The 14854-nt window shown below is 72.5% G+C and carries 12 protein-coding genes; 10 read left to right on the forward strand and 2 right to left on the reverse strand.

All coding sequences use genetic code 11. The features are described from left to right. The first annotated feature begins 66 nt into the window (after positions 1-66). From AB0G35_RS09225 to AB0G35_RS09250, 6 genes are all read left to right on the forward strand, one after another. On the forward strand, positions 67-1530 hold the full coding sequence (locus AB0G35_RS09225) for a GuaB1 family IMP dehydrogenase-related protein (protein WP_360946210.1): 1464 nt from the start codon (positions 67-69) through the stop codon (positions 1528-1530). A gap of 336 nt (positions 1531-1866) precedes the next feature. Next, positions 1867-3348, forward strand: a complete 1482-nt coding sequence (locus AB0G35_RS09230) for an amino acid permease (RefSeq protein WP_360946213.1) — start codon at positions 1867-1869, stop codon at positions 3346-3348. Between the two features lie 10 nt (positions 3349-3358). Then, a complete protein-coding gene (locus tag AB0G35_RS09235) occupies positions 3359-3814 on the forward strand; it encodes an Lrp/AsnC family transcriptional regulator (RefSeq protein WP_030412031.1) in 456 nt (151 codons plus the stop codon). 365 nt (positions 3815-4179) lie between these two features. Beyond that, positions 4180-5079: a LysR family transcriptional regulator gene (locus AB0G35_RS09240; RefSeq protein WP_360946217.1), complete on the forward strand. Its 900-nt coding sequence runs from the start codon at positions 4180-4182 to the stop codon at positions 5077-5079. A gap of 127 nt (positions 5080-5206) precedes the next feature. Continuing rightward, positions 5207-6004 (forward strand): carbon-nitrogen hydrolase family protein, encoded by a 798-nt coding sequence (locus AB0G35_RS09245; RefSeq protein WP_360946220.1) that lies wholly within the window; start codon positions 5207-5209, stop codon positions 6002-6004. A gap of 63 nt (positions 6005-6067) precedes the next feature. Further along, complete coding sequence (locus tag AB0G35_RS09250) at positions 6068-7759, forward strand: NAD(P)/FAD-dependent oxidoreductase (RefSeq protein WP_360946223.1); 1692 nt, start codon at positions 6068-6070, stop codon at positions 7757-7759. Between the two features lie 55 nt (positions 7760-7814). Here AB0G35_RS09250 and AB0G35_RS09255 read toward each other — a convergent pair whose 3' ends face one another. Further along, on the reverse strand, positions 7815-8744 hold the full coding sequence (locus tag AB0G35_RS09255) for a TIGR03619 family F420-dependent LLM class oxidoreductase (protein WP_360946226.1): 930 nt from the start codon (positions 8742-8744) through the stop codon (positions 7815-7817). Between the two features lie 118 nt (positions 8745-8862). Then, positions 8863-9519, reverse strand: a complete 657-nt coding sequence (locus AB0G35_RS09260; protein WP_360946694.1) for a DUF5995 family protein — start codon at positions 9517-9519, stop codon at positions 8863-8865. Between the two features lie 272 nt (positions 9520-9791). On the opposite strand from AB0G35_RS09260, the gene AB0G35_RS09265 reads away from it, so the two are divergent. From AB0G35_RS09265 to AB0G35_RS09280, 4 genes are all read left to right on the forward strand, one after another. Continuing rightward, positions 9792-10256 carry a phospholipase gene (locus tag AB0G35_RS09265; RefSeq protein ID WP_360946229.1) on the forward strand — a complete coding sequence of 155 codons (465 nt, stop codon included), beginning with the start codon at positions 9792-9794 and terminating at the stop codon, positions 10254-10256. Between the two features lie 249 nt (positions 10257-10505). After that, positions 10506-11891 (forward strand): solute carrier family 23 protein, encoded by a 1386-nt coding sequence (locus AB0G35_RS09270; RefSeq protein WP_360946232.1) that lies wholly within the window; start codon positions 10506-10508, stop codon positions 11889-11891. Between the two features lie 71 nt (positions 11892-11962). Beyond that, positions 11963-13273: a sensor domain-containing protein gene (locus AB0G35_RS09275; RefSeq protein ID WP_360946235.1), complete on the forward strand. Its 1311-nt coding sequence runs from the start codon at positions 11963-11965 to the stop codon at positions 13271-13273. A 77-nt stretch (positions 13274-13350) separates the two neighbouring features. Beyond that, on the forward strand, positions 13351-14805 hold the full coding sequence (locus tag AB0G35_RS09280; RefSeq protein ID WP_360946238.1) for a hypothetical protein: 1455 nt from the start codon (positions 13351-13353) through the stop codon (positions 14803-14805). Positions 14806-14854: the final 49 nt, after the last annotated feature.

A 14854-nucleotide genomic window follows, 5' to 3' on the forward strand; every position in this document is an offset into this window, starting at 1 on the left:
CACATGGCCGGGTCCGGGGGTAGGACATTCGTATGAGCCCTGGTCAGGGCCCGTATCCTGGGCTATATGCGATTCCTGAATCCGAAGAACGGCGCGCTCGAAGAGAGTTCTTCGGTGCCCTACGACCTGACCTACGACGACGTGTTCATGGTGCCCGGCCGCTCCGCCGTGGGCTCCCGCCAGGGCGTCGACCTGGCCACGCCCGACGGGACGGGAACCACCATCCCGCTGGTGGTCGCCAACATGACGGCGATCGCCGGCCGCCGGATGGCCGAGACCGTCGCCCGCCGCGGTGGCCTGGTCGTCATCCCGCAGGACATTCCGATCGACGTCGTCACCGACGTCGTGACCTGGGTCAAGCGCCGCCATCTGGTCCTGGACACGCCGATCGTGCTGTCCCCGGTCGCGACCGTCGCGGACGCCCTGGCGCTGCTGCCCAAGCGGGCGCACGGCGCGGGCGTCGTCGTCGAGGGCGGCCGTCCGGTCGGCATCGTCACCGAGCACGACCTGGCCGGGGTGGACCGCTTCACCCAGGTCGCCGAGGTCATGTCCAAGGACCTGCTGGTCTTCGACGCGGACATCGACCCGCGGGAGGCCTTCAACCGCCTCGATGCCGCCAACCGCAAGCTCGCGCCCGCGGTCGACGCCGACGGCATGCTGGTCGGCGTGCTGACCCGCAAGGGCGCCCTGCGCGCCACCCTGTACACCCCCGCCACCGACGCCAACGGCAAGCTGCGGATCGCGGCCGCCGTCGGCATCAACGGCGACGTGGCCGGCAAGGCCAAGGCGCTGCTGGAGGCCGGTGTGGACACGCTCGTCGTGGACACCGCGCACGGCCACCAGGAGTCCATGATCAGCGCGATCAAGGCGGTCCGGGCGCTGGACCCGCAGGTGCCGATCGTGGCCGGCAACATCGTCGCCGCCGAGGGCGTGCGCGACCTGATCGAGGCCGGCGCGGACATCATCAAGGTCGGGGTCGGCCCCGGCGCGATGTGCACCACCCGGATGATGACCGGTGTCGGCCGGCCGCAGTTCTCCGCGGTGCTGGAGTGCGCCGCCGAGGCGAAGAAGTACGGCAAGCACGTCTGGGCCGACGGCGGCGTGCGGCACCCCCGCGATGTCGCCATGGCGCTGGCCGCCGGCGCGTCCAACGTCATGATCGGCTCCTGGTTCGCCGGCACCCTGGAGTCGCCCGGCGACCTCCAGCACACCGCCGACGGCCGCCCGTACAAGGAGAGCTTCGGCATGGCCTCCGCCCGTGCGGTGCAGCGCCGGACCAGCGAGGAGTCGGCGTACGACCGGGCCCGCAAGGCGCTCTTCGAGGAGGGCATCTCGCACTCGCGGATGTTCATCGACCAGGCCCGCCCGGGCGTCGAGGACCTGATCGACTCGATCATCGCGGGCGTCCGCAGCTCCTGCACGTACGCGGGCGCGGCCACCCTGGAGGAGTTCGCCGAGAAGGCCGTGATCGGCGTGCAGAGCGCCGCCGGCTACGCCGAGGGCAAGCCGCTGCACAACAGCTGGAACTGATCCGCCACGGGCCGCTCACGGCCCTGGGGAGCGCCTGACCGGCCCCGCACCGACCCGGTGCGGGGCCGTTTTGCGTTTCCGGGGTCTTACGGGGTTTCCTGGCGCAACGGCGCAACGATCCACCGCCCGGGTCGCCGGTGCGCAACGATCAGCCGCGGTTGCGCAAGGAACCTGCATTACGGCAGTTCAGCGGCGCCCCGTAAGGTCTGCGTCAGTACGTGGAGTGGCGGAGACCGCCTGCTCGGCGGTCTCCCGCACGGGGTGCTTCGGCATGCCCGTTTCCCGACCGCCGCCGGTCGCCGTCACCTGACAGGCAGCGAAGAAGGAGCCTCCCCAGTGTTGGAGCACGGCGCAGCCCCGCCCGCAGGGGCCAGCGACACCCGGCCGCCCTCTCCCGGCGGCCCCGGCGGCCTCGGCACCCGGCTGATGCGGCGCAAGCCGGTCGAGCGGCTGGTCGCCGAGGGCGGGAAGGGACAGGGCGGTGAGCTCCGCCGCTCGATGGGCGTCTGGCAGCTGACCATGATCAGCATCGGTGCCACCCTCGGCACCGGCATCTTCGTGGTGCTCGGCAACGCGGTCCCGTCCGCCGGCCCCGCTGTCGTGATCTCGTTCGTGATCGCCGGCATCACCGCGCTGTTCTCTGCGCTGTCCTACGCGGAGCTGGCCGGCACCATCCCGGTCTCCGGCTCCTCGTACTCCTACGCCTACGCCACCCTCGGCGAGCTGGTCGCCTGGGTCTGCGGCTGGTGCCTGATCCTGGAGTACGGCGTCTCGGTCGCGGCCGTGGCGGTGGGCTGGGGGGAGTACCTCAACGAGCTGCTCGCCGGCACCTTCGGCTTCGCCCTCCCCGACGCGCTGTCCCAGCCGCCCGGCGACGGCGGCTACTTCAACCTGCCGGCGCTGCTGGTGGTGCTGCTGGCCATGGCGTTCCTGCTGGGCGGCGCCAAGGAGAGCGCCCGGGCCAACACCATCATGGTGCTGGTCAAGATCGCCGCGCTGCTGCTGTTCTGCGGCGTCGGCTTCCAGGGCATCAAGTCCGGCAACTACGCCGACTTCATGCCGATGGGCATGACCGGTGTGAGCGCCGCGGGCGCCACCCTGTTCTTCTCGTACATCGGCTTCGACGCCGCCTCCACGGCCGGCGAGGAGGCCAAGGACCCGCAGCGTGACCTGCCCCGCGCGATCATGCTCTCGCTGCTGATCGTCACCGCGCTGTACTGCCTGGTCGCGGCGATCGCGGTGGGCGCGATGCCGTGGCAGAAGTTCAAGGGTTCCGAGGCCGCGCTGGCCGGGATCATGAAGGCGGTCACCGGGCAGAGCTGGTGGGCCGTGCTGCTCGCGTTCGGCGCGGTCATCGCCATCGCCAGCGTCGTGCTGACCGTGCTCTACGGCCAGACCCGCATCCTGTTCGCGATGTCCCGCGACGGCCTGGTGCCCAAGGCGTTCGCAAAGGTGCACGCCAAGAGCGGGGTGCCGCGGGTCAACACCGTGATCGTCTCGCTGTTCTGCGGCATCCTGGCCGCCGCGGTGCCGCTCGGCCAGCTGGCCGACGCCACCAGCATCGGCACGCTGTTCGCGTTCGCGCTGGTGAACGTGGCGGTGATCGTGCTGCGCCGGACCCGTCCGGAGATGAAGCGCACCTTCCGCACGCCGCTCTCCCCGCTGTTCCCGGCGATCGGCTTCCTGCTGTGCCTCTGGATGATGTACAGCCTGGAGGCGGTGACCTGGGTGGTCTTCGGTGTCTGGATGGTCGTGGGCCTTGTGGTCTACTTCGGTTACGGCTTGCGCCGCTCCCGATTGGCCACGTCAGAGAAGTGACCCACCCGCAGTGCGACTGAACGATCTCGACGAACGCATCGTCCACGCCCTCGCCGAGGACGCCCGCCGCAGCTATGCCGACATCGGCCAGGAGGTCGGGCTGTCCGCCCCGGCCGTCAAGCGCCGGGTGGACCGGCTGCGGGCCGACGGCGCGATCACCGGCTTCACCGTACGGGTGGACCCGGCCGCGCTCGGCTGGGAGACCGAGGGGTTCATCGAGATCTACTGCCGCCGGAACACCTCGCCCGAGGCGATCCACCGCGGACTGTCGCGCTACCCGGAAGTGGCGTCCGCCTCCACCGTCACCGGTGAGGCGGACGCCCTGGTCCAGGTCTTCGCGTCCGACATGCGGCACTTCGAGCGGGTGCTGGAGCGGATCGCGGGCGAGCCGTTCGTGGAACGGACCAAGTCCGTCCTGGTGCTCTCCCCGCTGCTGCGCCGCTACGGCTCGGGCGCACCCCGCTAGGCCCCGCCGAGCCGGCTACCCCAAGCGGGCTTGCGTTCAAGCCGCGGGGTGGCCGGCCGCACCGCACCGACAGCACGGTCCCGGCCACGGCGATCCCCAGCCCCGCACCCACCGCCCCGCACCCACCGCCCCGGCCTCGCCGGCCCGGTGCGCCCAGCGCATGCCGTACCGCGTCACCACCCTCATCCCGAAGGCCAGCGGCACGATCGCGAACCCGGTCTGCAGCGGCGAGTAGCCCTTCACGTACAGAAGGCGGAGAAGGCGGAGAGGACGGGGAGGACGGAGAGGGGCGGAGGCAGTGTCGAGGTCGTGGGTGGGACGCTAGGGTCGCGGTGGATTGACCTCAACCGCAAGGTGTGCACTCCATGATTGCGCGAAACGCAAACATCGACCTCAACCTGCTGACGGCCCTCGACGCGCTGCTCGAAGAAGAGAGCGTGACCGCTGCCGCCGACCGCCTGGGGCTCTCCGGACCGGCGATGAGCCGCGCCCTCGGCCGGATCCGCCGCACCCTCGGTGACCCCGTCCTCGTCCGCGCCGGCCGCCACATGGTCCCCACCCCGCGCGCCCTGGAGATCCGGGCCGAGGTGCGCCGGCTGGTGGACGGCGCGTTCGGCGTGCTCGCCCCCGCCACCCCCGCCGACCCGGCGCAGCTGGCCCGGGCCTTCACCATCAGCGTCAACGACCTCTTCGTCACCGCCGTCGGCCCGCGCCTGGTCGCCCGGGTCTTGCCGCTGCTCAGGGACGGTGCCGCGGACCTGGAACTCGGGGTGATCGACAGCACCGAACCGGAGATCCGCTCCGAGGAGCTGTTCACCGACCGCGGGGTCGCGGTGGTCCGCGACGGGCATCCGCTGACCGAGGGCCGGCTCACCGCCCGCCGCTACGCCGACGCACCGCACCTCAACTTCACCCGTCGCGGCCGGCTCACCGGCCCCATCGACACCGCGCTGGCCGCCCTCGGGCTGCGCCGCAAGGTGATCGCCACCGTCCCCACCTTCGCCGCCTCGCTGATGATGGTCCGCGACACCGACGCGGTCGGCTTCGCCAGCGAGGTGATCGCCGCCTCGGCGGTCCGCGCCCTGGGCCTGCACACCCTGCCCATCCCGCTCGAACTGCCCACCATGAGCATGGCGATGGCCTGGCACCCCCGCCAGGAGGCGGACGCCGGCCACGTCTGGTTGCGCGGGCTCGTCCGCCGGGTGGTCAGGGAAACGATCAGCGCCGGACCCGCGCCGGAGCCCGTACGGCACCCGGCGCAATGAATCGCCGCGGAGGCGCTTGAACGCGCAATGAATCGTCCGGCCGCACGCAACGGTGGCGCCTTGTCCGGAATCGTCACCGCCCCGTACCGTCATTGCGTCCCGCCCGAACCGTCCGCCGAGGGGTCCCATGACATCGCTGCACACCGCCCTGCTCCAGAGTTCGGGCCGGCCCGGCGATGTCGCCCACAATCTGCAGGTACTGCAGGACGCGGCCCGCGCGGCCGCCGCGCAGGGCGCCGGGCTGCTCGCCGCGCCCGAGATGTTCCTCACCGGCTACGCCATCGGCGCCGACGTACCCAAGCTCGCCGAGCCCGCCGACGGGCCGTCCGCGGAGGCCGTCGCCCGGATCGCCGCCGACCACGGCCTGGCGATCGCCTACGGCTTCCCCGAGCGGGACGGCGACACCGTCTACAACGCGGTCCAGCTGATCGACGCCGGCGGAGCGCGCCTGGCCACGTACCGCAAGACCCACCTCTTCGGCTGCTTCGAGCGCGAGTGGTTCACGCCGGGCGACCGGCCGGTCGTCCAGGCCGAGCTCGGCGGCCTCCGCATCGGCCTGATGATCTGCTACGACGTGGAGTTCCCGGAGAACGTCCGGGCGCACGCGCTGGCCGGCACCGATCTGCTGCTGGTGCCCACCGCGCAGATGCACCCCTTCCAGTTCGTCGCGGAATCCCTGGTGCCGGTCCGCGCCTTCGAGAACCAGATGTACATCGCGTACGTCAACCGCACCGGCCCGGAAGGGGAGTTCGAGTTCGTCGGCCTCTCCACGCTCGCCGGACCGGACGGCGTCGCCCGGGCCCGCGCCGGCCGCGGCGAGGAACTGGTCTGTGCCACCGTCGACCCGGAGTTCCTCGCCGCCTCCCGCGAGACCAACCCCTATCTGCGCGACCGCCGCCCGGAGCTGTACGCGTCCCTCGTCTGACCCTCCCCCACCGCCCCGCCCACGCCGCACCCCCAGCTTTCCCCTGCAAGGAGTCCGTACCCCATGACGTCCACGGTGCCCCCCGCCGTCCCGCACACCGATGCGCAGCCGCCGATCACCATGTTCGGCCCGGACTTCCCGTACGCGTACGACGACTTCCTCGCCCACCCGGCGGGTCTCGGTCAGATACCGGCGACCGAGCACGGCACCGAGGTCGCGATCATCGGCGGCGGCCTCTCCGGCATCGTCACCGCCTACGAGCTGATGAAGATGGGCCTCAAGCCCGTCGTGTACGAGGCGGACCAGATCGGCGGCCGGCTGCGCACGGTCGGCTTCGACGGCTGCGACGACTCGCTCAACTGCGAGCTGGGCGCGATGCGGTTCCCGCCGTCCTCGACGGCGCTGCAGCACTACATCGACATGGTGGGCCTGGAAACCAAGCCGTTCCCGAACCCTCTGGCGGAGTCCACCCCGTCCACCGTCGTGGACCTCAAGGGCGAGACGCACTACGCCGAGACGATCGACGACCTGCCCCAGGTCTACCGGGACGTCGCCGACGCCTGGAACAAGTGCCTGGACGAGGGCGCCGACTTCTCCGACATGAACCAGGCCATGCGCGAGCGCGACGTGCCGCGCATCCGCGAGATCTGGGCGAAGCTCGTCGAGAAGCTCGACAACCAGACCTTCTACGGCTTCCTCTGCGACTCCGAGGCCTTCAAGTCCTTCCGGCACCGCGAGATCTTCGGCCAGGTCGGCTTCGGCACCGGCGGCTGGGACACCGACTTCCCCAACTCCATCCTGGAGATCCTGCGGGTCGTCTACACCGAGGCCGACGACCACCACCGCGGCATCGTCGGCGGCTCCCAGCAGCTGCCGCTGCGCCTCTGGGAGCGCGAGCCGGCCAAGATCGTGCACTGGGCGCCGGGCACCTCGCTGTCCACCCTGCACGACGGCACGCCCCGCCCGGCCGTGACCCGGCTGCACCGCACCGCCGGCAACCGCATCACCGTCACCGACGCCTCCGGCGACATCCGCTCCTACAAGGCGGTCGTCTTCACCGCCCAGTCCTGGATGCTGCTGTCCAAGATCGCCTGTGACGACGAGCTGTTCCCGATCGACCACTGGACGGCGATCGAGCGCACCCACTACATGGAGTCGTCCAAGCTCTTCGTCCCCGTCGACCGGCCGTTCTGGCTGGACAAGGACGAGGACACCGGCCGCGACGTGATGTCCATGACGCTGACCGACCGGATGACCCGCGGGACCTACCTGCTGGACAACGGCCCCGACCGGCCGGCCGTGATCTGCCTCTCGTACACCTGGTGCGACGACAGCCTCAAGTGGCTGCCGCTGGACGCCAACGAGCGGATGGAGGTCATGCTGAAGTCGCTCGGCGAGATCTACCCGAAGGTCGACATCCGCAAGCACATCATCGGCAACCCGGTCACCGTCTCCTGGGAGAACGAGCCCTACTTCATGGGCGCGTTCAAGGCCAACCTGCCCGGCCACTACCGCTACCAGCGGCGGCTGTTCACCCACTTCATGCAGGACCGCCTCCCCGAGGACAAGCGCGGCATCTTCCTCGCCGGTGACGACATCTCCTGGACCGCCGGCTGGGCCGAGGGCGCCATCCAGACCGCGCTGAACGCGGTGTGGGGCGTGATGCACCACCTCGGCGGTGCCACGGACGCCACCAACCCCGGCCCGGGCGACGTCTACGACGAGATCGCCCCGGTCGAACTGCCGGAGGACTGACCCCGGTTCCCGGTTCCTCCGCGGGGGACCCTCGGATACGCGCGCGGGCGGCCGGTCACACCCCGGCCGCCCGCGCCGCCGTGTAGACCTCCGCCGCGAGGTCCTTCAGCTCCTCGGCGTCCCGGGCGTGGCCCTGCAGATCGACCAGGATCTCCTCCACGCCCACCGCGGCGTGCGCGGCCAGGTCCTCGACGATCTGCGCCACGCTGCCCTGGAACGGCCTGCGGTCCGGGCCCTCGTACGGAGCGCCGGTGTGCCGGGTGTTCACCCGCAGCACGCTCTGCACCGGCTCCTTGCGGCCCCGCTCGGCGGCCAGCTCCTGCAGCCGCTTCCACTGCGCGGCGAGCTGGTCGGCGCCGGTCCCGACCGGCATCCAGCCGTCCGCCCGGTCCACCAGCCGGCGCAGCGCCCGCGGGCTGTTGGCGGGCAGCAGGAGAGGCAGCGGCCCCTTCGGCTTCGGCCCGACCTCGGACGGGGCGATGGTGGTCAGCTTCCCCTCGTACGCCACCGGGTCCGGGCCCCACACCGCGCGGCAGACGTCGATCAGCTCGTCGAGGACCTTCCCGCGCTGCTCGAACGGGGCGACCGCGGCCGCCGCGTACTCGTCCAGCGACCAGCCGGTGCCCAGCCCCGCCACCACCCGGCCACCGCTCGCCGCGTCCAGCGAGGCCAGCTGGCGGGCCAGCTGGAACGGCACGTGCAGCGGGGCGATCAGCACGCTGGTGCCCAGCCGGGCCCGCCGGGTGGCGCCCGCGGCCAGCGCCAGCGTGACCAGCGGGTCGGCGACCGAGCGGTACTGATCGGGCCAGGGCAGCCCCGGGATGCCGTACAGGCCCTGGGTGGCGGGCTCCGGGAACAGGATCCGCTCGAAGACCCACAGGCTCTGGTAGCCGGTCTCCTCCGCGGCCCGGGCCACGTCGGGAACGTCCCGTCCGAGGTCGTACTGCCGCATCTGCGGAAGGCTCAGACCGAGTCGGATGGCCATGCAGCGCACTCCTTCGTGTCAGGTGTCGCGTCGTGCCGTTCCTTGGCCGTGCTTCCGTCAACCTACCGTCGGGGGAGGGGAGTTCACGGGCACGGGCGTACGGGGGCGGCGGGCGGGGTCAGCCGGGCAGCGGGGTCAGCAGCATCCGGCCCACCAGGCCGACGCCGGCGTCCAGCCGCTCGGTGAACTCCTCCGTCACCTCCGGCAGCCGGCGCACGCTCCACAGGGCGCGGGCCGCCACCCAGGCGCCGTCCCGGGCCTTGTCCAGGCTCCAGGACCCGATCAGATGGGTCAGCGGATCGGCGATGTCGAGCAGGTCGGGGCCGGGCATCAGCTGCTCGCGGATCCGCTCCTCCAGGCTCGTCAGCACCCCGCCCACCCGGTCGAAGTCGCCCTCCAGCGCCGCCGGTTCGCACTCCAGCGCCCGGCAGGTGTCCAGCACGGCGAGCGCCAGGTCGTGGCCGATGTGCGCATTGATCCCGGCCAGTGCGAACTGCAGCGGGTGTACGTCCGGGTGCCGGCGCAGCTGGAACAGCGGGCGCCAGCACGCCGGCGGCCGCAGCCCGGCCGCCGCCGCGTCCACCGCGGCGAAATAGCGCCGGGCGAACCGGACGTCGAGCTCCCCGGCGGCCGCCGGATCCCGGAAACCGCCGTCACCGAGGCGCCGCGCCACCGCCTCGGTCACGGTCAGGTAGACACCGTTGAAGACCGCCACCCCGTCCCCGGTGGGCAGCGCCGCGTCCAGCGCCCGCATCCGCGCCAGCACCCCGGCCACGTCGCCGGGCGGTGCCGGGCGGGGCGCCGGGGCGCCGATCCGACCCGGTTCGCCGGATTCCTGAGTCGTCGTCATCCGCCCAGCGTGGCAGCCGCCTTGCGGAATTCCGCGTTCACCGGGCGGCGTTGACCGGAACGGGGTAATAATCGGCGCGCCCTCTTGTGGCTCTCCGGAGAGCCACAAGAGCGGCAACGGCCTTTGAGAAACCCATATCTTTTCGCGTTCCAGGAAGCGCCGCGGTGAACGTGGCGCACAATTCCGGAGGTTGGCGCATGTCCCGAAGACGTATCCCCGTACTCACCGCCCCGCTCCTGGCAATAGCGGCGCTGCTGACCGCAGCCGCCCCCGCCCCGGCCGCCCCGGCCGTGCCCGCCGACAAGCCCCGGGTCCTGGCGAACTGGACCCGGACCGACGCGGCCAGCTACACGCAGTGGGCCGCCGCCCGGGACCACCGGTCGAAATGGTCCGCCTACCGCTTCAACTGGAACACGGATTACTGCTCCAAGTCGCCCGACAACCCCCTCGGCTTTCCCTTCCACCTCCGCTGTGCGCGCCATGACTTCGGCTATCGCAACTACAAGCGGATGGGCACGTTCAAGGCGAACAAAGCCCGACTGGACAAGGCGCTCTACGAGGACCTGAAGCGGGTCTGCGGGCGCTACTCGGGCACCCGCAAAGCCTCCTGCAGGGCACTGGCCTGGACCTACTACCAGGCCGTGAAGAAATACGGCCACTGAGTCCCGGCTGCCCGGGGACCTCGTGATACGGCGGAGTCCGGCTCCCAGGGGGTGTCCTTTCCCCTGGTACGCCCGCACCGGCCGGGCCGTACGGCGAGGTCCCCTCCGTCCGACGGCGTGCCCTCGTCCGGCGGCAGCGGCGGCCGGGGCCGCGGACGCCGCGGAGGCGGTTTGTCCTGCAGCAGTCGTTCGACTATGAATCACCTCGGCTCTGTGACGTGCAGGGCGTCGCAGATGTGGAGAGTGATCATGGCCCGCTTCGGGTGGCAGCTTCATGGAGACGGACGGCACCTGAGGCCGGGGGAGGTGGTCCGGCCCGGGGAGCGCCTGACGTGGGGACGCACCATCGCGCTCGGCGCCCAGCACGTGGTCTCGATGATCGGCGCGTGCTTCGTCGCACCCGTCCTCATGGGGCTGGACCCGGGCCTCGCCCTCATGGCATCGGGCGTGGCCACGGTGCTCTTCCTGGTGATGACCCGCGGACGCATCCCGAGCTACCTGGGCTCGTCGCTCTCCTTCGTCGGGGTGTCCGCCGTGATCGCGGGGCAGGGCGGAGACGCCGGCACGCTGACGGGGGCGATGCTCGTCGTCGGCGCCAGCCTGGCGGGCTGCGGCATCGTCATCCACGTCCTCGGGGCCCGGGTGGTCCATGCGGTCCTGCCGCCCGTGGTGACCGGCGCGGTCGTGATGCTCATCGGTTTCAACCTGGCCCCGGTGACCGCATCCACCTATTGGCCGCAGGACCAGTGGACGGCGCTGGCGACCATGCTGTTCACCGGCCTCGCCCTCGTCGTCCTGCGCGGTTTCTGGTCGCGCATCGCCATCTTCCTGGGCCTGGTCTTCGGATACGTACTGTCCTGGGTGCTCGACCGCACCACTGGAATGATTCACTCCGCCAATGGCGCGGGGAAGGTGACCGACCACTGGCGCATCGACTTCTCCGGCGTGCAGAAGGCCGACTGGATCGGCCTCCCGACCTTCCACGCGCCGAATTTCTCGGCCTCCGCGATTCTCGTGGCACTGCCCGTCCTGGTGGCGTTGGTCGCGGAGAACGCCGGACACGTCAAAGCGGTCGGGGAGATGACCGGTGATCCCCTGGAGGACAAGATGGGGATGGCCATCGTCGCCGACGGCACGGCCACCGTTCTGTCCACCGCGGTCGGCGGCCCCGCCACCACCACGTACGCCGAGAACATCGGCGTGATGGCGGCCACCCGGGTCTACTCCACCGCCGCCTACTCCGCGGCGGCGGCCTTCGCGGTGCTGTTCGGTCTCTGCCCGAAGTTCGGTGCGGTGGTGGCCGCGATCCCCGGCGGGGTGCTGGGCGGCATCACCGTCATCCTCTACGGCATGATCGGCCTGCTGGGCGCCCAGATCTGGATCCGGAACCGGGTGGACTTCACCGTGCCGCTGAACCTCATCCCGGCGGCGGCCGGCATCATCATCGCCATCGGCGGCGTCTCGCTGAAGTTCACGGCGCACTTCGAACTGAGCGGCATCGCCCTCGGCACGCTCATCGTGCTGACCGGCTACCACTCCCTGCGCTGGCTCTCCCGGGCCGCCGGCCGGCGCGGCATGCCGCTCCTCGACGCCGGGACCAGCGACTACGACACGACACCGAAACAGGGGAGTTAGCTCCCCTGCGTCCGCGGTGTGCCTCAGGGGATGCTTCATCCACCTACCGCTGACAGGAAACGAGGCGCAAGATGAACGAGCACGGTGCCGAGGTGGCCCTGCGGCCCGGATGGGGCGGGTCGGCCGCCCTGTTATGGCGAGGCGTGGTGCTGAGCGGACTGGCGCTGGCCGAGGCCCTGCTCCTGGTCTGGGTCGGCCTGGTGGTCTGTCTGGCCTGCGTCGGCGTCGGGATCCCGCTGCTGCCCGGGGCGCTGGACACCGTGCGCGCCGACGCGCGGCTCCAGCGCAGGCTCGCGCTGGAATGGACGGGGGTGCGGGTGCCCGAACCGTACGCGCCCGAACCGCCCGGTCAGGCCCGGCTGCCGGGCCTGCGCCGGGTGCACCGGATGATCGGCGATCCGGCCACCTGGCGTGATCTGCTGTGGCTGCTGATCAACCCCTGCATCGGACCGGTCCTGGCGCTGCTGCCCGCGGTGGCGCTCGCACACGGACTGTTCGGGCTGATCCTGCCGTTCATCTGGCAGCCGGTGGTGGAGAGCTGGGACAACACCTGGTTCCTCTTCCTGCCGGTGCAGAGCCTGCCGGCGGCGATCGGCGCCGCCGGCCTGGGCGTCGTGGAGATCGTGGTCTCGCTGCGCTACCTGCCCCGGCTGATGCTGCCGCTGCACGGCCGCTGGGTGCGCGCCGTACTCGGCACCTCCCGGACCGTGTTGTCGGCACGCGTCGACCACCTGACGCACTCGCGGTCGGACGCGATGCGCATGCAGGCCGGGGAGATCCGCCGCATCGAACGGGACCTGCACGACGGAGCGCAGGTACGGCTGGTCGCCCTCGGCATGACGCTCTCCGCGGCCGAGTCCCTGCTGGAGGAGAACCCGCAGGCGGCGCGGGCCCTGCTCCTGGCGGCCAAGCAGGACTCCACCAAGACGCTCAACGAGATCCGGGACCTGGTCAACGGCGTCCACCCGCCGGTGCTCGCCGACCGCGGTCTGGTCGACGCGGTCCGCACCCTCGCCCTCGGCATCCCGCTGAAGATCCAGGTCGCCGGTTCGCTGCCGGGACGGCTGCCGGAGCCGGTCGAGTCCGCCGCGTACTTCTCCATCGCCGAACTCCTCGCCAACGTCACCAAGCACGCCGGGGCCCGTGAGGCGCACGTCGACATCCGGCACGCCGACGGTGCACTGCGGGTCGCGGTGCACGACAACGGCGGGGGAGGGGCCGACCTGAAGAAGGGCAACGGTCTGAAGGGGGTCGAACGCCGGCTGGCGGTCTTCGACGGCCCCCTCGCGATCACCAGCCCGGACGGCGGGCCCACCACGGTGGCCTTCGAGATCCCCTGCGACATCGTCGACGCGACCGACGACCGACCGGCGACGATGTGACGGTCGAGCCACGGGGAGCGGCTCCCGCACCGCCGGGACCGCTCCCCGCCGGCCCGAGGGAGAAGGATGGCAGGCATATGGCGTTACCTCGGTGGGGAACCGTCCGTACGGCACGGTGGGCCGCCGGCGCCCCGGAACGGGCGGTCTGCGGCTGGCTGGCCGCGATCGGCCTCGTGGTCCACCTCGGCTCCCTGGTCCGCCCGTTCGGCGTGGCCGGCCGGTTCGGCCCCCCGGTGGCGCTCCTGGCACTGGTCACCGCTGCTCTGGCCACCGCGGGCGGTGCACGCCTGCGTCTCCTGGCGGCGCTCGCCTGGGGCGGGGGGCTGGCGGCGCTCGGCTATGTGGTCACGCCGGGCGGCGCCCCGGCCGCCGGTGCGGTGGCCCTGGTCGGCCTGGTGCTGGGCCTGGACCTGATCCCCGCCCAGGTACGCCGGTACCGGGAGGAGAGCGCGCGCGGATACCGGCCCGCCGCGGCGCGCACCATCGTGGCCGCCACCTCCGGGCGGGCCGGGCCGCGCTGCGCCGGGCTGCTGCTGCTCACCGGGGCCGGGCTCACCGTGAGCGGGGCCCCGGTGCCGCCCGGGGTCGCGGCCGGGACGGCGGTGGTGGCCGTGGTGGTGACGGTGACGGCGAGCGTCGCGGTGCCCGCCGTCCTCGTGCTCGGCGAGGGGTGCCGCCGCACCGCCCCGCGCCGCCCGCCCCGCCGGGCCGGGTCGCTGCGTGCGGCCCGGATGCGCCGCGCGGTGATCGGCCGGGTGACGGACCGGGCGCCGGCCGGCCTCGTCGGCACCGCCGGCGTGCTCGCCGTCCTCGCCGGGGCGCTGCCCCTCGCGGCCCCCGGGGGGCTGTGGCCGTGGTCGGCGGGGGGAGTGGGGCTGCTGGCCCTCGCCGCGGCCGGCGCCGCACTCGCCCTGCGGTCCTGGGTGCTCGGCCCGTCGGTCGTCCTGGCGCAGGCCCTGGTGACCTCGGTGACCTGGGCGGTGCTCGGCGAGGTGGCGCCCGCACTGGTCGCACCGGCCGCGCAGGGCGCGCCGGCGGGCCGGTGGGCCCCGGTGGCCGCCTGGCTGGTGCTGTCGGCGCTCGCCCTGCCCCCGTACGTCCGGGCGGTGGGACGGGTCCGGGAGAACCGGCGCCTGGGCATGCCGGCCGGCGCCGCCGCACAGGACGGCTGCTGCCGCGCCGGGTCCCCCCTCGCCGCGGCGGCCGCCGTGCTCGTGGCGGCCGGGTGGTTCCCGGGGGACGGGCCGACGGCCGGGATGCGGTCGGCGGCCGTGGTGGCCGCGGTCTCCGCGGTCGCCCTGGAGGTGCTCGTCGGCGTGGTCGCCCTGCCGGCCTGGTGCGCCTGGCGTGGGGCGCGCGGGGAGTCCGGCGGGCCGGGCGGCGGCCCGGCAGCCCTGCTCGGCCGGATCACCTGCCGGCCCTCCGCCGCGCGCGCCGACCGGGTGCTCTCCGGGCGGACCCGTCCCCCGTACCCGGCGGGCCGGCCGGCGGCCGTGCTCAGCCGTTCGTCAGTCCCGCGTCAGCGCGCTTGAGCATAGTGAGGAGGACCACGCCGGTGGGCGATGAGGACGACAGGGGCGG

The organism is Streptomyces sp. NPDC021749 (assembly GCF_040640655.1).
Lineage (GTDB): Bacteria > Actinomycetota > Actinomycetes > Streptomycetales > Streptomycetaceae > Streptomyces.

What these genes read in the sequence shown, in the direction of transcription:
- AB0G35_RS09225 (WP_360946210.1), top strand. Translation starts at nt 67, where the DNA reads ATGCGATTCCTGAATCCGAAGAACGGCGCGCTCGAAGAGAGTTCTTCG.
- AB0G35_RS09240 (WP_360946217.1), top strand. Translation starts at nt 4,180, where the DNA reads ATGATTGCGCGAAACGCAAACATCGACCTCAACCTGCTGACGGCCCTC.
- AB0G35_RS09275 (WP_360946235.1), top strand. Translation starts at nt 11,963, where the DNA reads ATGAACGAGCACGGTGCCGAGGTGGCCCTGCGGCCCGGATGGGGCGGG.
- AB0G35_RS09250 (WP_360946223.1), top strand. Translation starts at nt 6,068, where the DNA reads ATGACGTCCACGGTGCCCCCCGCCGTCCCGCACACCGATGCGCAGCCG.
- AB0G35_RS09270 (WP_360946232.1), top strand. Translation starts at nt 10,506, where the DNA reads ATGGCCCGCTTCGGGTGGCAGCTTCATGGAGACGGACGGCACCTGAGG.
- AB0G35_RS09280 (WP_360946238.1), top strand. Translation starts at nt 13,351, where the DNA reads ATGGCGTTACCTCGGTGGGGAACCGTCCGTACGGCACGGTGGGCCGCC.
- AB0G35_RS09265 (WP_360946229.1), top strand. Translation starts at nt 9,792, where the DNA reads ATGTCCCGAAGACGTATCCCCGTACTCACCGCCCCGCTCCTGGCAATA.
- AB0G35_RS09255 (WP_360946226.1), bottom strand. Translation starts at nt 8,744, where the DNA reads ATGGCCATCCGACTCGGTCTGAGCCTTCCGCAGATGCGGCAGTACGAC.
- AB0G35_RS09245 (WP_360946220.1), top strand. Translation starts at nt 5,207, where the DNA reads ATGACATCGCTGCACACCGCCCTGCTCCAGAGTTCGGGCCGGCCCGGC.